This is a genomic window from Enterovibrio sp. FF113 (genome assembly GCF_041439165.1).
GTDB classification, from domain to species: Bacteria; Pseudomonadota; Gammaproteobacteria; order Enterobacterales; family Vibrionaceae; genus Enterovibrio; species Enterovibrio norvegicus_A.
This window is the reverse complement of sequence record NZ_JBGONO010000032.1, coordinates 21,432-43,233: the sequence shown is the minus strand read 5'-3', so window position 1 is coordinate 43,233 and position 21,802 is coordinate 21,432. Positions and strand designations below refer to the sequence as shown.

The window sequence follows — 21,802 nt, the reverse complement described above, 5'->3', positions numbered from 1 at the left end:
GTTAAAACGAATAAACGGGCAGCGTCCTGCTGCCCGAAACCACAGGGGTCTTAATTGCGAGGAAGGAAACCTTTTGATGCCCAGATTTGGTAGTTCTGGCGGAAGTCAGACATATCTTTCCACACCTTGTTGAAGTAAGGATCCGCTTTTTGCTCCTCTACCACGTCTAGCCATGTGGTTTGGAACAGGTTCAGCATGTCGTCATTCCAATAGCGAAGTTCAACGCCCTGCTCTTGGGCTTTTTGCATCGCTTCAAACTGCATTGACTCACCTTCAGCAATGGAGTTGGTCATTGATGCTAGGCACAACGTTTCAATCCCGGCTTGTTGGTCTTCATCCATCTTATTCCACGTGTCTTTGTTGATCAGAAGCTCAAAGACAGTGGCTTGCTGGTGCCAACCGGGGAAGTAGTTATATTTGACGATTTTATGAAAGCCTAAACGTTGATCGATGGCTGGCTGAGAAAACTCGCTGGCATCAATGGCTCCTTTCTCTAACGCACCAAAGATCTCACCGCCCGGCAGCTGCACCGTACCTACACCCAGTTTCTCCATGACTTGACCGCCAAGACCAAAGAAACGCATGGTTAACCCTTTCAGATCTTCCGGTTTGTCGATTGGCTTTTTGAACCAGCCCGAGGTCTCTGGCGAGATAATGGCGCACGGCAGCACTTTCACGTTATAGCCTGCTTCGTCATACATGCCTTGATAGAGCTTCAAGCCATTACCGTAAAACAACCACGCCATATATTCCGGTGCTTCAGGACCAAAAGGCACTGCAGAAAACAACGCTGCCGCCGGCATTTTTCCTTGCCAATAGCCAGCGGTCGCATACCCAGAATTCACTTTGCCACTGGAAACTGCATCAAGAATTTCTAGCGGTGCAACCAGTTTACCCGGCTCATACACTTTCATCTTGATGGTGTTTCCAGTGACAGGCTGAATACGTTCAGACACCCATTTGATCGGCGTACCGAGTGCCGGCAAATGCGTACCAAACGCAATCGGGGTTTTCAGCAATATTTTGTCTGCCAATGCAGAACCTGAAACGCAAAGTGTCGCGATGGCAATAGCTTTTAAAGTCGTCGAGATTGGCCTATTCATTGTCCACTCCTTGGTGCGCAGCATCACTGTTTAGGATGTATTGTGTTGCTGCTTTTCTGGTTGAGGTTTACAGCACATTGAGACTGTTAATAATTTGTTACCGTCTAGACTATCCCTGCAACTTAGAAAAAAATATCAGTTAGAAAACGGACTTACTGTCCATAGGATTGCGTAATAGGGCTACGTAGTTTCACGTAGCCGAGTGAAAACCTAACAACAAACGGAATTATGTTGACGACGTTATCAGGCATGAGCATGCCCATTCGGATCAAAATATTGATTCTGGCGATGCTGCCGTTGCTATTGATGTTTGGGCTAATTATTGGATTAGTGGTGATCCAATCTGACACCCTGTCTAAAAATCAGGCGAATTTAATCCGTTCTGAAACCTTACTGTCTAAGAAACAAGAACTGCTCAAATACGTCGAACTGGCTCGTGCTTCTATTGCACCAATTTATGACAGCGCTAACGAAAATGATGACAACGCCAAGCAAGCTGTCATCGATATATTGAATAATCTCACTTTCGGAGAAGACGGGTACTTCTTCGCTTACACCTATGATGGCACCAACCTCGTGTTGCCTTATCAACCTGAAATGGTGGGTCAAAACATCTGGGATGTGGAAGACAATCGCGGTTTCAAATTGCTACAAGCCTTGATACTCAGCGCCCAACAAGGGGGTGGTTTTGTTGAGTACTACTGGCATAAACCATCAAGAAAAGAACAAGTCAAAAAGCTGAGTTATGCGATTGGGCTGGATAAGTGGGGCTGGATGGTTGGCACGGGTGTATACATTGATGATATCGACACCCAGGTCACATCGGTACATGGAAAAATAGACGAAACCATCAGCAAGACCTTCATTGGTCTCGGCATTGCGCTGATTATCACCATCGGTATTGTGGCCAGCCTTGCCACCAGTATTCATATTAGTGCGCGAGAATTGGCGGACCAAAAGCTACAAGCTTTGAATCGGCAACTGATTGAATCTCAAGAAGAGGAAAGAACACGGGTTGCCCGCGAACTGCATGATGGCATCAACCAAATTCTGGTCTCAGTGAAATACCGTCTAGACAGCATTAAAGATGCGAAAACCAATGAAGAACGAAATCAAAATGTCGCGCTGGGCCAAGCCACGCTCAATGAAGCCGTCAGAGAACTCAGACGTATCTCAAAAGATTTACGCCCTGCCCTGTTGGACGACTTGGGCTTACTTGCCGCTTTGGACGATCTGGCCAAAGAAGTGACTGAACGTTCAGGAATGCATGTGATTTTTGAACATCATCTCAATATGGACGAGGTGTCAAAGTCTGCCGAAATCACCCTCTATCGTGTGGCTCAGGAAGCACTGCACAATGCCGAAAAGCATGCACACGCAAAAGCCGTCGACATTATCCTTCAACAAGAGGAAGGTGAAATTGTATTGACCATTGCAGATGACGGTGTTGGCTTTGAAGACATCAAGGTGAGCCATAATGCGCAATCAATGGGATTGAAAAATATGCGCGAGCGTATTGAGAATTTGGATGGGATTTTTTCTATCAGCAGCCTAATCGATCAAGGTACTGAAGTCAGAGCCATTCTTCCCATTGCACATTAGAGGCGCTCGCAAGGATTGCTAAGGAAGAAAAGATGGCAAATCAACAAGGAGAGAACCAATGACCACGCTTTTACTCGCAGATGATCATGTGCTGCTTCAGGATGGACTGATAGAACGACTGTCCAGGCAACCTCAGTTCAGCATACTCGGGGCAGCTAACGACGGCGATAGTGCCATTGATAAAGCCCTCTCTCTCAAGCCAGATATACTCCTCACGGATATTTCCATGCCCCATAAATCAGGACTGGAAGTACTCTCCGTATTGAGAGACAAAGCGCCTGAGATCAAAGTGGTGATCCTCAGCATGCACAACAACAAAGAGTACATCATGACCGCGATGCGTGGTGGCGCAAAAGGTTATGTATTGAAAGACGTATCCTCACAGGAGCTGGTACAAGCTCTCGATATTATCGCCAATGGCGGTTCTTATTTTAGTGCTGGAGTGTCAGAAACTCTCATGGAAAGCATGAGCGAATTAGAGAATAAAGATCACGATGACATCCTTCCTACCCCCCGAGAAAAAGATGTACTGATCCTCATCGCCAATGGTGCCTGCAACAAAACCATTGCCCGAGAATTAGACATCAGTGTTCGAACGGTTGAAACCCACCGTCTTCGCGTCAAAAAGAAACTTGGGGTCACATCAACCGCAGGGTTAGTCAAATACGCGTTTGAACAAGGCTGGGTAAATCAAAGCGGAAATGATTGAGGCATAGCAACATGGCAAGCAAGCTTGCTCACTATTGCCCAGAAAATAATAGCGATAGAAAGCATAAGGCATTTCTATTGCTCACAAAAAACACGCGATTATTTTTCGTTTTATTGATATGAAATAACAACTTTCTTACAAAAATGGGTATCGTGTAACGTATCACGAGCACATTGAAGGAGAGTTGTTATGCATCAGGAACAATTCCCTGTCCCTGAATATCCAGACATGGAATTTATAGGTGTTTCATTTCACACGCTCAACCAACAAACACCTGACTTTGTAGCGACATCTAAGTGGTATGCGCGGTTAGGGATCTCTATGGCCTTCCTGCTGTTTGCCGCGATCACCACCGCCTCGTGTTACTACTTCGGATTAACGGACGACACCTTTTTTATTGCCACACTTAGCGTCACACTGCTGCTTTATCTCGTCTCTATGCCCATGCTCACCCGTGCTTACATTGCGTCCGAACGAATGAACCGGAAAATTGTGCTAGAAAAACAACGTTTTTTCGTAAAATCGCTCGCCAATACGCCACTGGAGGAACGCTTACAAGTTGCAAACCGCATTTGGACTGCGCTTCGAGGCGAACAATGGACAGAATGCATCAATCTTGCACATGCATTAGACAAACCTCGAACCGTATATTCTTGCCAGCAAGTTGGCAAAATTGCGTCTAACTTGACCCATACCAACCCGGAAATTTTCTGCGATGCTATGCTTAAAACAATGAATAATCAAAGAGGTAGCATTAACTACTTCTTCGATATTATTTCAATGCTTGGCGAGCAGCAATTTTACGATGAACACGAAGAACAGAGAAAAGTCCGCGGAACAAAGAAGTTAATGCTGGATGATATTTTCACGCACCGCTAGCCAAGCGCCCTCTTACTCCAACCGGAGCGCGCATGAAAATAGTCCTTGTCACCGGAGGCAGCAGCGGTATTGGCCTCCACACAGTTCTCGCCTTTCACCAAGCTGGCTTTAAAGTCATTACCTGCTCACGTAACGAAGATAAGTGGAACAAGGTATTGGCTCGTCATCCTCAACTATCGTCAATCGACTACCTGCCCGTTGATCTAAAAGACGTTCAGCAAGTCGATCGTTTCTTTGGCTACATCAGAGAAAATTACGGTCACTTAGATGTTGCCGTCAACAATGCCTCACCAAAGCTAGAATCTCGTGGTGACTTTGCTAACGTGCCCATTGATGCGCTATATAGCACCATGATTGGTGATTTCTGGCTACACGCAGTGTGCTTGCGCTATGAACTCAACTTGATGCCCGAAGGTAGCGCAATCATCAATGTGAGTTCTGTTAATGGTGTTCGCCCGACCCCAAATGCAGCGATGTACTCTGCCACCAAACACGGCATTGAAGGTCTCACTCGCTCAGTCGCAGTTGAAGCAATTAGAAGTGGTATTCGCGTAAATGCCGTTGCACCTGGTGTGACTTGGACACCGCGATGGGAAGAACATCAGGCCGACATGGGTGCGGCATTGAGAGAAACGGTTTCCAAGCAAGTGCCAAACGGAAGATTCGCCATTCCAGAAGAAATCGCTAAAGCGATATTTTGGCTCAGTTCAGAACAAGCAAGTTATGTTGTTGGTCACACTTTGGTGATGGATGGTGGCTTGAGCTTAACCTAACAATGCATGGTTCGGCCGTGTAAATGCGTGAAACACAAGCCAATGTTTTTTATAAAAAATAGAAACAGGTTAGATGAACAAATGATGAAAATCGGATGTTAAAACAAAGAAAATTTAGGATTTAGTTTGGAGATAGAAGGATTGGAGCAAGATATTTACAGGAGGGTATTTCGAAGATTTTTGGTAGTGCAGATAAAAAGTAGCGCAAATGGCATGGCCATCTGCGCTGTCTTTCGAAATTACAGAGCTACTACGTTAGCAGCTTGTGGGCCTTTTTGGCCTTGCTCAACTTCGAAAGATACTTTTTGGCCTTCAGACAAAGTCTTGAAGCCTTCAGAAGCGATTGCACGGAAGTGAACGAATACGTCAGCGCCGCCGTTGTCTTGAGTGATGAAACCGAAACCTTTATCTTCGTTAAACCACTTTACTAGACCAGTTGTTTTGTTAGACATTTTGTGTCCCTTATATTTGAATTCATAAAATATTCGCATTAATGCGACGCACTGTGCTGGAATTATTTAATGTGACGATGAAGCTAAGGGAAACACAGAGAACTACAACTAGTGACGAAATCTGAGGTTTTACTTTTACTTTACGCTTTATTAATAACTCTGACTTACAGAGCGAGGGCAATATTACTCTAGTCAGAGCTATTGTAAAGACTTATTTTGAATTTGTTTGCATGAAAAATTTGCGTCCCTGTCGATACAGCCGTCATATCGTCGTAAATCAGATCACTAAGTGACGCACCCGCCTTTTTTTTGCGTGGTATTTTTCATGCCAAAGGCAAAAGCGACAAGGCAGCTCCCATCAGCCTTGTCGCTTATTTTCAATTAATTAGCGACACTAGTGTTCTTTCTTCACCATCACATGTCTGCCTCCCAACACGAACCCCAGCACGACAAATACCAGCCAATTCACACTACCACCGCCACTGCCACCGCTTCCACCACCAGAGTGTGTCGGCGTCGGTTGGCTAAACATAGGCTGACTAGAATCTGCCCTTGTCGGTTGAACATACTCAGCACTACGCTTTTCACGAGCCAGCTGCTCAGCGGTAACACGGGCGCGATTGTTTCGGTCAATGCCTAGCTCTTGGAAAGCTTGCTCTTCAACCACCAGCAGCGAGGTGTAGTCGGTCAGCAATCCATATTCCACCGCGATGTCTTCAATGGCTTGTTCTTTATCGCCATCTTTTTGCTCTAGATAATCCATCTGCGCCTGCAAATCACGAATGGCAGAGAACGCCCACATTCTTTCCAGTTCAGGATTGCGTAACGCCGTCTCTGGCAATGTAACCTTAGTGATATAACGTCGCGTTTCACCACCAACATCCATGCTCAATGTCACTTTTGCCGTGCCTGCCTTAAAGTAGTGGCCGAACACTACCAACTGCTCACCTCGGTACAGGCTACTGATCTGCTCTGGCGTGATGTCACTAACCTTTACACCGTCAATATCCAACTCAATATTACGGTAAGCCTGATGCGTCAACTTACTGGTGACACTCATTAGATGACCGATGATGTCGTCAGCATTCGACACCGAGGTGGCAATGCCATTCGATAGCTTTGTCATCGGCACAAGCAGCGGCGTATTGGCGCTGTTTCCCATAATGAAGGTGAACAGCCGAACGTCATGTTTTTCCATCAACGTAAAGAACTGGCGCTTTTCCGTCACGCCTACGTTAGCCACGCCATCAGTCACCAGCACGACACCAGTGGGACGATCTTTATCCAGATTTTTCAACGCTGCATGCAAACCTTCATAAAGATTGGTTCCATTGTCAGGTTCAACCCTCTCAATCGCTTTTAGAGCCTGTTCTGCATTGGCTTTTGTCGCTGACACAAAACCTTTGGTGAGATCATGGGTTGTGTTGTCAAACATCAATACGCGGAAGCGATCTTCTTGTGGCAACCTATCAAGCCCTTGGCGTACACCCTCTACCAACGTTGAGTACTTCCCGCTCATCGAGCCAGACTTATCTAATACAAACACCCAATCTCTACCCTGAGTAACGGGGACTAAGTCATCTCCTGGCGTGAAAGTCAGCTTTACGGTACCGCGCTTAGATGAAGCAGGGTCACGGTGCGCCGCCAAGTCCAACCGACCCGGCAAGCCATCTTGTAAGCGCCAGTAAAACACGATGTCTTGATCCAAACGGTAAACTGGCGCAGTTTGTGACGATGTAGTGCCTTCCTCTTCGAGCACGGCTACAGATTGATTGGCGACTTGCGCCTTCCAAATCGTGTGCTCACCTAACGCTTCTTGTGTGAGTGCAGCATTGGGATGCGAAGGCAAACGCACACCGTCAACGGGATACGCGGATTTCAGCGTGACGTTAAACGAGAAATCTTGCTCGACCGCATCATTACGCGTCCAAAAGGAGGCTTTTTCCTCGTCAACACCGCCCTCTTCCATCGGGTACACATACCGTCCAACGCCATGATCGAGCAACGCATCTTGCAGATACACCAGTTTTACTTTGACACTTTGCTGAGGTAACACCGGGAATACCCGCATTTCGAACGTTTTGTATTCGTCTTTTTCTGTGATTGCCGCAGCGCGACCCTGAACTTTCTGATCTTGATAGATCTCTCTGGCTTTATCTTTGGCAACCGCTTCTGCAATCACCGGTTTGCCATCTATCCAATAGATAAACTCCCCCACAACCGCCTGCTGGGGAACAGGGAAAGAATAGTGCGCTTCAAGTGCATCATTGTTTGGGTTGAAGAATTCTTGTTCGATGGACGTTGTGGCGAAGCCGTCTTCGATAACGACATCCACATGATGAGATTGGATTTTTAGTTCTTGATAAGTGCTATTAATAGGCTTTAGCAAGCCACTGGCCTTAGCCACGGGAGAAAACCAGCCAATGACCATGGCCAGAATAACCATGCCAATAATATGTAAACTCTTAGAATGTAAAGCCGTAGATACTTGCGGTCGATTCAGCATCGAGTGCCTCCTTTGCATCGCTTCCAATGAGAGTCTGTCTCTCTGTTTTCAGAAGCTTGCAATAAGAGAGCGAGGCACGAAAGTACCATCAACAAAGTGACGTTATGTGTCACTCTCCGTCACGTATGATGACACTATTTGGTCAATTCAGACGATGCTCCCTCGTCGACTTCAAATTCGTCAAACAACGGGAATGTCCAACGTCTTATCGCCACCACCATCGACGTGCCGTGGCGCTCATTCATCGTCAATTCGCTGTCATGATTGCAAGATTCATAAAATTCACTGACTAAACGCTGAATTCGCTGCTGAAATTTATAATTGGTGGGTAAAGACATTAATCCCGTCGACATCACCAGCTTTTCGTCTTCACCAGAGAAGTGAGACTGAAAAAATGCACGTATTACCTGCTGCTGAAAGAATTGCTGAATGGGTCCACCTGCTATCCATGAAAACGAAGGGGCTATCATTAACTTGATGCGGTTCTCTGGCAAAAGCTCAATCAGTTTTAAACGATCGAGATGTGCTAATTTTTGGATAAGCAATGTCTCAGGCAAATTATATTGCGCCAATATTTGCTCGAACCGATAACCATTGGTAATGCACACCGCCACCAGCAACAAAGCTTTGTCCGCGACCAACTCTTCTTCTTGTTGTCTCGTCAAGGTTGTCAGGCTTTGGCTATCTTCCGACACCAGTTTAAACAACGCCGCCATCTCCATGTTGATCAGGCAGCACACTGCACTCAATCGATCCAAACTCAGGCTGCCACCATTGGCAAACAGGCGTTTCACCGAGCCTTCACTCAAATCCAGCGCATCGGCGACTTCCTGATAAGTCACACCGCGTGCCTTCAGTTGCTTTTTTAGTACTTTGATGAGTTGTTCGCACTCCGCCATCACACTCTCCCTATGTTCTTCCCGATTAAACAACATATCATTAGAACACTCACGATTAGCCCCTGCATACCAATGCCGGCCCATTGTATGTGATTTTATACATTTGACGTTTTGTAAGCTCACTCACCTTCAAACCATACAAATTTCATACTTAACAAATTGATCTCAAAAAAATAACAGTTGATTAAAGGGCGAGGTAAATAAGCATCTCCTAATGTACTGTTCTTTATAAGGTTATTAGCTCAAGGCAGATAATGTTACCTATGCCCCAAACTCGTATTCTTCCTCTCGTACTGAATAACCCCATTCTTTTATTAAACTTTTACACCAACACGACCCCAGCCTCCTTGCTATCGGCCGACTGGTGCTGTTGACCGGTCAAACTATATACGTTTTCATCAAAGCAATGACATAAAAAAGAGGATAAGACTTTGAAGGATCTCAGCCTCTAAAACTCAAAAAGGACTCTATGACATGGCAAATGTAATTAACGGTACCTCCGGTAATGACACGATCATTGGAACAGCGGGAAAAGACGAGATTTATGGCCACGACGGTGATGATTTCATTCGTGCTGACGGTGATACTGATTACGTTGATGGTGGTGCTGGTAATGACACTGTCATTGGTGGAGACGACTCTGATGAGCTCCATGGCGGCGAAGGAGACGATCATCTTCGTGGTGGATTTGGCGCTGATTTCCTCTATGGCGATGAAGGCAACGACAGACTAGAAGGGGGTCTTGATGACGACTTTCTTGACGGCGGTATTGGCGACGACGTGCTTTTTGGCCAAGAAGGCAATGACCAACTCTATGGCGGAGCCGGAGAAGACAAATTACTGGGTGGTGACGGCGACGATGTTCTTTTTGGCGGCGATGACAAAGACATTCTCTTTGGCGACGAAGGCGACGACACACTAAACGGCGACGCCGGCAATGATATCCTTTGGGGTGGCAATGGTAATGATACCCAAGACGGCGGCGAAGGCGACGATTATCTTTGGGGTGAAAACGGAAACGACACCCAACATGGCGGCAATGGCAATGACGTACTGTTAGGCGGTGACGGTGACGACACCATGTATGGCGACGACGGCGAAGATACGCTGATCGGCGGAGCTGGTGATGATGACCTTTGGGCTGGCGATGACAACGATATTATTGACGGTGGTGACGGTAACGACACGATTTCTGGCGGTTGTCACGACGACGATATTGAAGGCGGCGCGGGCAATGACCTCATTTATGGCGATTCTCCAAACTTATTGGTTAACGGCAACTTTGAAGCTTGGGGCAGCAACGCAGGGAGTGAGTGGGCCTTACTTGACGACACAGAATTGGTCGGATGGAGCTCATCAAACGGCAGTACCGTGGAAATGCAACAAGGTTCATTTATCGGCACGCCACACAATGCAGTGACAAATACCGTCATGGAAGTTGACCTTGCTGGTGAATCTATCGAGCAGACTGTCAATGTTGCCTACCTAACAGCAAGCAGTGATGCCACTTTCAATCTTTCGTTTGATTATGCAAGCCGAATTAAAGACGGTGATAACAAGACCAGTGGTTTCACCATTGAGATTACCGATCAGGACGGCAATACACTGCTTACCAAGTCAATCAACAATGAATTAAACATTGATATCTACCAAACGTTTGACGGTCAGGTAGCAATACCTCAAAACACCTCAAGTATCACAGTCAGCTTTAGTGGTCATGGCGCTGCAGATGGATTTGGCGCCCTGATTGACAATGTCACGCTGTATAACATCGATCACTGTGAAGGCGATGACGTCATTAATGGTGGCTCTGGCGCAGACGAAATCTACGGCAATGGCGGCAACGACACCCTTTCAGGCGGCATCGGCGCAGACTATATTGATGGTGGTCTAGGAGATGATGTTATTGATGGCGGTGATGACAATGATTACCTCCATGGTAATGGTGGCAATGACAACATCAACGGCGGTGCTGGCGACGACAAAATATTTGGCGACTCCGGCGAAGACATGTTGCTGGGTGGTGATGGCGATGATCGTATCCATGGTGGTGGTGACAACGACATCATCAAAGGTGACAACGGTGATGACAACATTCAAGGCGGTCATGGCAATGATGGTATCTGGGGTGGTTATGGCGAGGACACCATCCAAGGCGGCTACGGGAATGACTATGGTGACGGCGGATGGGGCAACGACATCATCAAAGGCAATCAAGGTGATGACAATTTCGCTGGCGCCAATGGCGATGACTGGATGTCAGGCGGTACTGGTAACGATAATTTACGCGGCGGTAATGGTAACGACCGTATGTTCGGTGGTGACGGAGACGATTATCTGAATGGTGGCAATGACAATGATGAAATTGATGGCGGTAGTGGTATCGATACGATCATTGGTGGCTTCGGCAATGATATTCTTCGAGGTCAAGACGGCGACGATACGTTAAATGGCAATGACGGAAATGACAGCGTTTGGGGTGGACTGGGCAACGACACTGTTTATGGTGGTGGAGGCGATGACATCCTTGGAGGCAATGATGGGGATGATTATGTTTCTGGTCATAATGGCAATGACACCCTTTGGGGTGGCAACGGAAACGACACATTGATGGGTGGTTTAGGTAATGACACTCTTGGGGGCCAAAATGGTAACGACCTCATTATGGGTCACGGCGGGAATGACTATCTCATTGGTGGTCTAGGCAGCGATACATTCGTATTCCGCAATAACAATGGACACGACACCATTCAGGATTTCAATCGTTTCCAAGACACCCTTGACGTTGATAGCACGTTAGCGACGCATTTCAACCAAGTCAACGCTGAACAAATTGGTGCATCAACCGTACTGACATTTGATGGCGGCAACACCATTGTCACCTTGAAACAATTTGATGCTGACAATGTCACCACTGACATGTTTGACTTCACGACCATGTAACGAAAAATTGGTGAAAAAATACCACCCAAATGGGTGGTATTTTTATATGTTATATTAGATTTTATTCTTTACCGAACACGTTGTTTTCTTGTTCTTGTACACGAATAAACGTGGTGCGTTTTGTCAGTTCTTTTAGCTGAGCCGCGCCAACGTATGTACATGTTGAACGTACGCCACCAAGAATGTCTGAAATGGTGTCGTTTACTGTGCCACGGAATGGCAGCAGTACGGTTTTACCTTCTGCCGCGCGATATTTTGCAACACCACCAGAGTGTTTCGCCATCGCGCTTTCAGAAGACATGCCGTAGAACTTCATGAACTGTTTGCCGTCTTGCTCAATCACTTCACCACCGCTTTCTGTGTGACCCGCCAGCATACCGCCAAGCATCACGAAATCAGCGCCGCCACCGAAGGCTTTTGATACGTCACCAGCACAAGAACAACCACCGTCACCAATAATACGTCCGCCTAGGCCATGTGCGGCATCCGCGCATTCGATAATCGCAGAAAGTTGCGGGTAACCCACGCCAGTTTTGACGCGAGTGGTACATACTGAACCTGGGCCGATACCCACTTTCACGATATCCGCACCAGCAAGGATAAGCTCTTCAACCATGTCCCCAGTAACCACGTTGCCCGCACTGATCACTTTGTCTGGGAATGCAGCACGTACACGCTGAACATACTCAACAAGGTGTTCTGAGTAACCATTAGCAATGTCGATACAGATAAATACCAATTCATCAGACAATGCCATGATGTCTTGCGTTTTTTGGAAGTCAGCATCAGATGTACCGGTAGACACCATCACATTGTTCAGTGTCTTAGTCTCTGATTCAGCAACGAATGCCGCCCAATCAGCCACGGTGTAATGCTTATGAATTGCCGTCAGACAACCATGCTCAGCAAGCACCTTGCCCATTTTGAATGAGCCAACTGAATCCATGTTCGCTGCGATGACTGGTACACCAGACCATTGACGACCACTGTGCTTGAATGTAAAATCGCGGGTTAATTCAACTTGAGAGCGGCTTTTAAGGTTAGAACGTTTCGGGCGAAACAGTACATCTTTGAAACCCAACTTCAAGTCTTGTTCGATACGCATGTGTCTTTTCCTTACTGATTAAGACGGTGCCCTTTCGGACATTGCTCATGAATGCGCACTATTTGCAGATAGCGCAAACATTCACCGATGAGCAGGCACAAAAAAACCGGAGCGTTTGCAGACGCTCCGGTTTTCAGCATTATAGGAGTAGAAATATTATTAACAAGACTGATATTAGTAATTTTTTTATGATACCTTTTGCAAGATTACACCCTCGGAAACTCACTTTCCGCACGTATTAACACTTCACCACCACACCACTAAGTATCAGATAAATAACAAAAAAACCGCACACCCTCGTAGAATGCACGGCTTTAATTCTATTGTATTTTAGCGTTTATGCCTTCTTCCAAGGCCCCCATTGCTTGTTAGCCGCTGGATCATCACCCTGCGTCCAGTACTTTGCCTGGTAACGAACACCGTCAATAATAACTTGTTCGCCCGCTGTATATGCTTTGTCAGCTAGCCACGTAGACGATCCCGTATCAGGCGTTGGCTCCGTCACTGGCGGCGTCGGCTCCGTTACTGGCGGCGTTGGCTCCGTCACTGGCGGCGTTGGCTCCGTCACTGGCGGCGTCGGCTCCGTCACTGGTGGTGTCACTTGACCTGATACAAGGGTCCATGCGCCCCACTCCCCTGCAGTTACGGGGTTAACAGCTTGATTCCAATACTTAGCTTCATAAGTGACGCCATTCACGACAACTTGGTCACCCGTGTTATAGACCTTGGTTTCGCTCCAGCCGTTTGGTTCTGTAGGTGTTTCGCCATTTCCATTGTCTGTGCCGCCATCCGGGTTCGTGATATCAGCATCAGGAACAATACGCACCGTTGGCCAACCCGCATGTGAACCGTAGAAGTTGGTTACACATTTCTCATAGTCGCCTTTTTCAAGCGCAGAATAAGCCGTTTGGTAACCGACCAATTCACACTCAAACGAATAGCCACCTGGACGGTCTGAGTAATACTTCCAGTTTCCATCCCAGTTGGTATACAGCACATCTGTCGCACCTTGAAGGTTCAAACTACCAAAAGGCAATTGCTGCCAACAGGTGTTGACTTCGTCTGCTTCAATCGGGATTTCATAATGAGCAGCAAGCCCTTCCCAATAACGAATACGGTTAACGGGCTGACCTTTGGTTTTATTTTGTTCGCCACATTCAATGCCACCATTGATGATGTTGATTGTGGTACCAAAGCCATAACCGATACCCGCATCAAGTTCGCGCTGTGAAGGTTTCCACGTGCGATCAATCACATGAAGCATTGCAGGTTTCGGCGCTTGAGGGGTGAGGAAGAACCAAATAGCAGACGCCAAGTTGAGCCATGAGTCTGCAACCAACGCTGGTTCATTCAACAGCTTAGTGGCATCACCCGCATACATCACCTCCGAGAACGCACCGTAGTTAAAGTGATAAGAAAGCTGTTTTGCACCGCGACCGAAATAGCCTTGCCCTGCTGAACATGGCCAGCGTTTGTTCTGCCAGTCATCCTGACCACACCCTGTGGTGTAACCTTCTTGACCTTCAATCCAGCCCATTTCACGCACGTGCACCAAGGCCTGTTGCCATTCTTCCAGTGCTAATGGGTTATCCGAAATGTTGTCTTTGGAAATGTGCCCGCCCGTTTCTTGCGAGAAGTGTGCAAACGCGGTGATGATGGATTTTTTACAAATCGCATCGGAATCCCGTCCATCGGTGTAGTCTCCACAGAAAGCGGGGAACTTACCAATGGCGCGGAGAAAACGTGTGTAAGTATATTCAGGTGCAGCCATATGGGTTAAGAAATCCCAATCAGATCGCGGGAATACACGCTCTACGCGTTTGACGTTAATCGGGTTGGTTGCGATTCCTTCGTCGATGGCTTCAACGGTCGCATTAGGGCGAGTTTCAAGCGCCTGAGACCAAATGGCGTACATAGGGTCAGAGGTTTGTGCTGCCTCGGCCGCCGCTATTTCCGACTGCGAGACGATGTATCCGGCCGCATTATCTGGGTCCGGTTGTGGGGTCATTGTAATAGCGCTGTGAGCAAAAAAGCTCGCGCCGAACAATGCGGTAAATAAAGCCGTGTGTTTCATCTCTGAATTTCCTTATCAAAATTATTGGTAAGGCTGTCGCTATCGATGCGCGCTCTTTGCGAGCGACAACGACATTAGGTGCACTCTTTGTTTTTTTACCGCTGTTATCTCGAAATATGTATCGAAAATAACGCGTGAGTGCTTTTTATATTCAACGCAGCCAACCCAACTATATGCACGAGTTGAATATCAACTCGACATATATCATTTGCAGAAATGTAAGACTGGACGTGAGTTAGCTAAATTTTGATAAGGAGTGATACGTTGTAGAGTTATTTTTTGAAGTGAAACAAGGTAATGCAAAGAAAACCACCATGATGCCCTAGTTTTCATACAATTCAGCAATATTAAAAACTGAGAATTAGTTCAAACAGTTATATAAGATTTCATGGTAGGTCATAGTCTTCAGTGTCATAAAGCGCGGATTTCTCTTTCTATTGTGTAGCTTTTATCAGTCACGATTTTTTCTAGCACTTCAACGCGTGATTTTAAGGCTGCAACTTCTACAGCCAAATCGCTTTGATTGCTTTTACTGTGGTTAATTTCGAATTCACGCAATTGTGCTTTGTAGGCCAAATAACTTTTCAGTGTTTTTGCACCAACGACAACTGCCACAACGACAGTGACAAATAGCAACGCATCCATGTTTCTATCCTCATCCTGATATTTTTAAGTCTCTGCGATACCGATATAGCCAAGCAACCTAAAGATGCCTGGCTATACACTTATATTTGAATGTGGAAGGAAACTCCAAGAGCACGTGATAACACTCTGACTAACTTCAAAAAAAAGAAGGAACGATAATCGCTCCTTCTTTCTGTTAGTGGCTCATTAGCTTATTTGTCTGCCTGCTAACAAGTAGGCCAATCAATGCACAGACCACTGTGACAAGGTGCGTTTGAAATCTTGATAATCAAATTCATTCAGAAGCTGAATATCACCGCCACTACGTTTGCAATACACAGACGGCATGCGAAGGCCATTGAACCAGTTCAGTTTGACCATGGTGTACCCTGCACTGTCGAGAATGTGCAGACGCTGTCCGATCTTCAATGGCTCGTCAAAGTTAGCCACACAAAACTGGTCACCCGCCAAACACGAGCAGCTACCAATCACATACGTGTGTTCACCGTTATCGCTCGCTTCCCCGATAGATGCAGGCTCGTTGTATATCAACGTATCTAAGCGGTGCGCTTCGGTCGCACTATCAACGATGGCGGTTTTCATATCGTTTTCAACGATATCGACCACAGTCACCACCAAATCCGTGGTTTGGGTGATAATTGCTTCACCCGGCTCTAAATACAACTGCACATCGTGACGCTCACCAAAGGCTTTTAACGCAGCGGCTAACTTTTCAATGTCATAGCCCGGCCATGTGAAGAACACGCCACCGCCTAAGCTCACCCATTCCAGCGCATCAAGGTAACTGCCGAATTTGTCAGAAATAGCATCCAGCAACGCAACAAAGGCATCGACATCTTTGTTCTCACAATTCATGTGGAACATCACGCCATTGAGTGATGCAAATACCTCGGGATCGATTTTGTCAGCATGCACACCTAAGCGAGAAAATTTACGCGCCGGATTCGCCAAGTCTTGTCCGGCGTAACTCACTCCCGGATTTAAACGCAGCCCCAACGACGCTTTCCCTTCGACAAGGTGACGATAAGCCGTCAGTTGAGATTGGCTGTTGAAGATCATTTTGTCGCAGATATCCGCCACTTCACGCACATCATCTTCGCTATAACCCACGCTATAAGCGTGCGTCTCGCCGCCAAATTTTTCATGACCGAGTTTCACCTCAAACGGGCCGCTACTGGTGGTGCCATCAAGGTAAGGTTTGATGATGTCGAAAACGCCCCACGTCGAGAAACATTTCAGCGCCAGTACCAGCTTCACGCCAGACAATGTTTTTAGTTGTTTTGCTTTCTCGAGGTTTTCGATCAGTTTGTTTTCATCAATCAGAAAATACGGAGTTTTTAATTGCGCAGAATTCATGTCACTACTCGATAGAACAAGCTCGTCGATAGAAAAAGCTCGCCTGTCAGTGACAAGCGAGCCCAATGGCAGAGATTACTTCAAGATATTAATAACAGGCTCAGACGGGGTTAGCTCTTCCACGCCCCAATCAAGACCAATTGACGGCATCAATTCGAGGAACGGGTCTGGGTCAAGTTGCTCCATGTTGAACACGCCTTCACCTTTCCATGCACCCTTAAAGTAAAGCAGCGCAGCGGTGATAGCAGGCACGCCCGTGGTGTAAGCAATCGCTTGATGCTCAACATCTTTGTACGCCACTTCATGATCCGCATTGTTATAAATCAATACGCTACGTGCTTTGCCGTCTTTAGTACCTTGCACCCACGTGGCGATACACGTTTTTCCTGTGTAACCCGGTGCAAGTGATGTTGGATCAGGCAACAGTGCTTTAAGCACTTTCAGCGGTTCAACCACAGTGCCATCTTGCAAGGTGATCGGGTTTGGGCTCAGTAGGCCAATGTCACGCATACAGTTGAAGTAATTCAGGTAGGCATCCCCAAAACCCATCCAAAACTCAATGCGCTTTGCAGGGATGAACTCTTTCATCGAACGCACTTCATCATGGGCCATTGAGTAGACTTTATGGCTACCTACTAGCGGGAAGTCGAACTCCATCATACGGGTGTGACAAGGTACTTTTTTCCACTCATCGTTTTCCCAGTAGAACGAGTCGCCCTGAATCTCGAGCATGTTGGTTTCAGGGTCAAAGTTGGTCGCGAACTTCTTACCGTGATCGCCAGCGTTCACATCCATCACATCAATGGTGTCGATCTCATCGAACAAATGCTTCACTGCGTAAGCCGCGAAAACACTGACCACGCCCGGATCAAAACCCGCACCAAGAATACCTGTGATGCCCGCTTGTTCGAACTTTTCACGAAATGCCCATTGTGGGTCATACGCTTCTGGCACTTCTTGCCCTTCAGAGCAAAGATCTACGGCAACAGACGTATCAAGATAAGAGACTTTTGCTTGATAGCAGGCTTCCATGATCGCCACGTTCACCCACGGAGGACCCGCGTTAATCACCAGATCAGGTTGAACGTCTTTGATCAGCGCCACCAGCGCCTCAACGTCATCTGCATTTACCGCGCGAGATTCCAGTTTACGGCTCTCGTCTTTAAGGTTGTTACGGCCTTTTATGGACGCAATGATGGCGTCGCACTTGCTCACTGTGCGAGATGCGATAGTAATATCACCAAATACATCGTTATTTTGTGCCGCTTTGTGTGCAATAACCCAACCAACGCCGCCTGCACCAATTTGTAAAATAGCCATTTTAAATCCTTTCGAAAACAATACGCTCTAAAGCAACATTGAACGTAAAATTAAACACCAGCCTGCTTAACGACTTCGTCTGCAAGACTTTCTAATTCAGTCAGTAACTGCTCGAGATCTGCCAAAGACAGGCACGGATTAAGCAGCGTAAATTTCAGTGCGACGTGTCCATCCACAACGGTTTCACCCACAACGGCTTTCCCTTGCACTAGGGCATCTAGACGGATTTGCTTATTCAGCGCATCCAAATCCATCCGTTTGTTTGAACCCTTGTAGCGGAACAACACGGTCGACAAACATGGCGCTGCCAACAACTCAAAGTTGGAGCGATTGTTGAGCATGTCCGCAACACGCTGCGTTTGGTTCAACAGGTGATCAACCATAGAGCCGATAGCCTGAGGACCGACGTTTTGCAGCGTCATCCACACTTTCAGCGCATCGAAGCGGCGCGTGGTCGCAATGGATTTATCGACCAGGTTAGGCAACACGTCTTCTTCACGGTTGAGATAGTCCGCATGGTGACGAATGAAGCCAAAGTGGTTTTTATCTTTGAGTATCACTGCGCCACAGCTGATTGGCTGGAAGAACATTTTGTGGAAATCGATTGTCACAGAATCCGCACGCTCGATGCCTTCCAAACGTGCATGGTGACGGCTAAGCATCAACGCGCCGCCATAGGCAGCGTCAACGTGCATCCACATGCCATGTTTTTGTGCCAAGTCAGCAACGTCATCCAGATCGTCAACCGCACCGTGATCGGTGGTTCCCGCAGTTCCGGTGATCGCAAATGGGATCAGACCTTCCGCTTTCAGCGCAGTAATCGCTTCTTCAGCAGATTCAATGCTGATCGTGCCATCGCTGTAGGTCTCGACACAGACAACCGCGTGCTCACCCAAGCCAAGTAAAGACGCTGATTTTTGCATGGTAAAATGAGAGTTTTTCGAGCTCACAACACGCAGCTTATCGGCATAATCTGGCAAGCCGTCTTTCTGCACGTTATGACCACTGATGGTATTGATAATGTGGTCACGCGCCATCAACAAGCCCATCAAGTTGCTTTGTGTGCCGCCACTGGTGAACACGCCATCGGCTTTGTCATCAAAACCAAAGCGTTGGCAAAGCCAATCCGTCACCTCTTGCTCAACAAAGGTTGCAGCACTGGCTTGATCCCACGAGTCCATTGACTGGTTCAACGCGGTGATAAACGCTTCTGCCGCCACGGCTGGTAACATGGGCGGGGTATGAAGGTGCGCAATACAATGAGGATGCTGAACAATGATTGAGTTCTTACCAATCAGTTCGCTGGTTTCTTCAATCACGTTAGCAAGAGGCTGAGGGTTCTCGCCTAGCTGCGCACGACGAATTTGTGAATGCAGCACGGTAGGATCGAGACCTGAATACGGAGACTCAGTCGATTCAAACAGCTTCTTCAACGCTTGCGTGCTTTGGTTCATCGCAGCTTCGAAGCCGTCTGCACCCTCTTTACCCACGTGGATAAAGTGATCACGCCAGTTTGCTTGCAGCGTATCCGCAGGCTGCACCACAGGTTTCGGCTCAACCAAAGATTCAATCGCGTCTTGCAGCGCTTTCAATACAAAGTCGATTTGCTCAAAAGTAATGATGATTGGTGGCAGGAATCGCAACACCGACCCTTCTCGTCCACCTTTCTCGATGATCAAGCCACGCTCAAGGGCTGCACGTTGGATAGCAATGGTGAGCTCAGGTGCAGCTAGCGGTTCACCGAATGCGTTCTTATTGCCTTCAGGATCACAAATCTCAGCACCCAACATCAGGCCTTGCCCTCGCACTTCGGCGATACAGCTGGTTTTCTCTGCGATTTTTTCCAGGCCACGGCGCAGGTATTCACCCGTGACAGCCGCTTTGTGTGCCAAATTGTCGCGACGAATAATTTCCATCGCTTTCGCGCCAGAAACCATGGCTAATTGATTGCCACGGAATGTGCCCGTGTGCTCGCCCGGCCTCCACGTATCGATAGATTTGTTGAACACCAATAAAGACATCGGCAAACCACCACCGACCGCTTTCGATAGACACAAAATATCCGGTGTGACGCCCGCTTCTTCAAACGCGAAATGCGTGCCCGTTTTACCGATACCACACTGAATTTCATCAAAAATCAGCAGGATGCCGTGTTCTTCCGTGATACGACGTAATTCTTGTAGCCAGAATGCAGGGGCTGGAATGACACCGCCTTCGCCTTGAACAGGCTCAACAATGATGGCTGCTGGTTTCTGAACGCCGCTTTCATCATCTGCCAACATGCGTTCGATATAGCGCAAACCTTGTCGAGCACCCTGCTCGCCATGCAAACCAAACGGGCAGCGCAAACTGTAAGGGAAAGGCAAGAAGTGCACGTCTGCCATCAGACCTTGACGGCGCTCTTTGGTACCGAGGTTGCCCATTAGCGCCATGGTGCCGTTTGTCATGCCATGGTATGCACCATGAAACGCAGCCATGGTATTGCGACCCGTGGTTTGCTTCGCCAATTTAATCGCCGCTTCAACGGCATCTGCACCCGAAGGACCACAGAATTGAATTTTGGCGTTTTCAGCGAAATCTTGTGGCAAGAATGCCATCAACTCACGGATGAAATGATCTTTAGCAGGCGTCGTGATATCGAGCGTTTGGTAAGGAATACCGGCATTGAGCTGTTCAATCAGTGCTTGATTGATTTCAGGGTGGTTATACCCCAATGCTAACGTACCCGCACCAGCGAGGCAGTCGAGATAGACCTGACCGCGGCTGTCTTCCACCATCACGCCTGATGCTTTCGCAATGGCGAGAGGTAATCGACGCGGGTAAGAGCGAACCTCGGATTCATAATGTTCCTGACTCAGCAAAAGCTCATCAGGCGTAAGATCATGTAAACCGTCTAAAACGGGCACGTTTTGGGTTGCTTTTGTGTCTTGGATGTCAGTGGTGAAGCTAATCATTTTTCTTGATCTTCCATGTTCCACTCCCTGCATTCTGTTTAATCGACGTACACGGTTCCCAAGCACTTTTTATAAGCGATGAGGAAAGCAAACGTCAGAATGTAGGTCGCGCACACCCCCGAAAAATTCGGGAAATACCCGTGATCAACGCATCATGCGTCGTCATCGGAAACCAAAGTGTGTGTTGAAACGCGAGTTCAGGTACGCCGAGCAGCACGGTCATGCCGTGGGGAATCACTCAAACGATAAGAATGCGTCTCAATCGATCGGAAAGATCAAGGCTCAGTAATAATACTGCAGTTGGGTAAGACAAAGCTGAAATGAGTATATGACTTAATCACAGTTGGGTTCCTCAATATGCCCCAAGCCTTTTTCAGGCCGGACAGCACTATTAATGCCCTTCTATTGGAGAACTATTCTCCAATACCTACTTGCGACAACTACGTGTGAAATGGGTATCAAACCAAGGCGTTAATCACCGT

General features: G+C 47.3%; 15 protein-coding genes. 5 read left to right on the top strand and 10 right to left on the bottom strand.

Going from position 1 to position 21,802, the window contains the following annotated elements; translation table 11 throughout:
• Nucleotides 1–50: 50 nt before the first annotated feature.
• A complete protein-coding gene (locus ACED36_RS20235; RefSeq protein WP_016958893.1) occupies nt 51–1,103 on the bottom strand; it encodes a TRAP transporter substrate-binding protein in 1,053 nt (350 codons plus the stop codon).
• A gap of 228 nt (nt 1,104–1,331) precedes the next feature.
• On the opposite strand from ACED36_RS20235, the gene ACED36_RS20230 reads away from it, so the two are divergent.
• The 4 genes from ACED36_RS20230 (at nt 1,332) to ACED36_RS20215 (ending at nt 5,066) form a co-directional block, all read left to right on the top strand.
• The gene (locus ACED36_RS20230) at nt 1,332–2,705 is read left to right on the top strand and encodes a cache domain-containing protein (protein ID WP_016958894.1); all 1,374 of its coding nucleotides are present in this window, start codon (nt 1,332–1,334) and stop codon (nt 2,703–2,705) included.
• Between the two features lie 58 nt (nt 2,706–2,763).
• The gene (locus tag ACED36_RS20225) at nt 2,764–3,414 is read left to right on the top strand and encodes a response regulator transcription factor (RefSeq protein ID WP_016958895.1); all 651 of its coding nucleotides are present in this window, start codon (nt 2,764–2,766) and stop codon (nt 3,412–3,414) included.
• A 189-nt stretch (nt 3,415–3,603) separates the two neighbouring features.
• Complete coding sequence (locus ACED36_RS20220) at nt 3,604–4,293, top strand: hypothetical protein (protein WP_016958896.1); 690 nt, start codon at nt 3,604–3,606, stop codon at nt 4,291–4,293.
• A gap of 32 nt (nt 4,294–4,325) precedes the next feature.
• On the top strand, nt 4,326–5,066 hold the full coding sequence (locus tag ACED36_RS20215; protein WP_016958897.1) for an SDR family NAD(P)-dependent oxidoreductase: 741 nt from the start codon (nt 4,326–4,328) through the stop codon (nt 5,064–5,066).
• Nucleotides 5,067–5,305: 239 nt separating this feature from the next.
• On the opposite strand, the gene ACED36_RS20210 is transcribed toward ACED36_RS20215, so the two are convergent.
• From ACED36_RS20210 to ACED36_RS20200, 3 genes are all read right to left on the bottom strand, one after another.
• Nucleotides 5,306–5,518 (bottom strand): cold-shock protein, encoded by a 213-nt coding sequence (locus ACED36_RS20210; protein ID WP_016958898.1) that lies wholly within the window; start codon nt 5,516–5,518, stop codon nt 5,306–5,308.
• A 394-nt stretch (nt 5,519–5,912) separates the two neighbouring features.
• Nucleotides 5,913–8,024, bottom strand: a complete 2,112-nt coding sequence (locus ACED36_RS20205; protein WP_371733766.1) for a VIT and VWA domain-containing protein — start codon at nt 8,022–8,024, stop codon at nt 5,913–5,915.
• A gap of 134 nt (nt 8,025–8,158) precedes the next feature.
• Nucleotides 8,159–8,923: a helix-turn-helix transcriptional regulator gene (locus ACED36_RS20200; protein ID WP_016958900.1), complete on the bottom strand. Its 765-nt coding sequence runs from the start codon at nt 8,921–8,923 to the stop codon at nt 8,159–8,161.
• A gap of 474 nt (nt 8,924–9,397) precedes the next feature.
• On the opposite strand from ACED36_RS20200, the gene ACED36_RS20195 reads away from it, so the two are divergent.
• Entirely contained in the window at nt 9,398–11,866 is a 2,469-nt protein-coding gene (locus tag ACED36_RS20195) for a calcium-binding protein (RefSeq protein WP_371733765.1), read from the top strand.
• A gap of 61 nt (nt 11,867–11,927) precedes the next feature.
• On the opposite strand, the gene ACED36_RS20190 is transcribed toward ACED36_RS20195, so the two are convergent.
• The 6 genes from ACED36_RS20190 to ACED36_RS20165 form a co-directional block, all read right to left on the bottom strand.
• Nucleotides 11,928–12,971 (bottom strand): GMP reductase, encoded by a 1,044-nt coding sequence (locus ACED36_RS20190; RefSeq protein WP_017004886.1) that lies wholly within the window; start codon nt 12,969–12,971, stop codon nt 11,928–11,930.
• A 337-nt stretch (nt 12,972–13,308) separates the two neighbouring features.
• Entirely contained in the window at nt 13,309–15,045 is a 1,737-nt protein-coding gene (locus ACED36_RS20185; protein ID WP_371733764.1) for a chitinase, read from the bottom strand.
• A 411-nt stretch (nt 15,046–15,456) separates the two neighbouring features.
• Nucleotides 15,457–15,690: a hypothetical protein gene (locus ACED36_RS20180; protein ID WP_017004882.1), complete on the bottom strand. Its 234-nt coding sequence runs from the start codon at nt 15,688–15,690 to the stop codon at nt 15,457–15,459.
• A gap of 222 nt (nt 15,691–15,912) precedes the next feature.
• Nucleotides 15,913–17,046, bottom strand: a complete 1,134-nt coding sequence (gene nspC, locus ACED36_RS20175; protein ID WP_016958905.1) for a carboxynorspermidine decarboxylase — start codon at nt 17,044–17,046, stop codon at nt 15,913–15,915.
• Between the two features lie 75 nt (nt 17,047–17,121).
• A complete protein-coding gene (locus ACED36_RS20170) occupies nt 17,122–18,366 on the bottom strand; it encodes a carboxynorspermidine synthase (protein ID WP_017004878.1) in 1,245 nt (414 codons plus the stop codon).
• Between the two features lie 50 nt (nt 18,367–18,416).
• A complete protein-coding gene (locus ACED36_RS20165; protein ID WP_371733763.1) occupies nt 18,417–21,320 on the bottom strand; it encodes a pyridoxal phosphate-dependent class III aminotransferase in 2,904 nt (967 codons plus the stop codon).
• Nucleotides 21,321–21,802 lie beyond the last annotated feature (482 nt).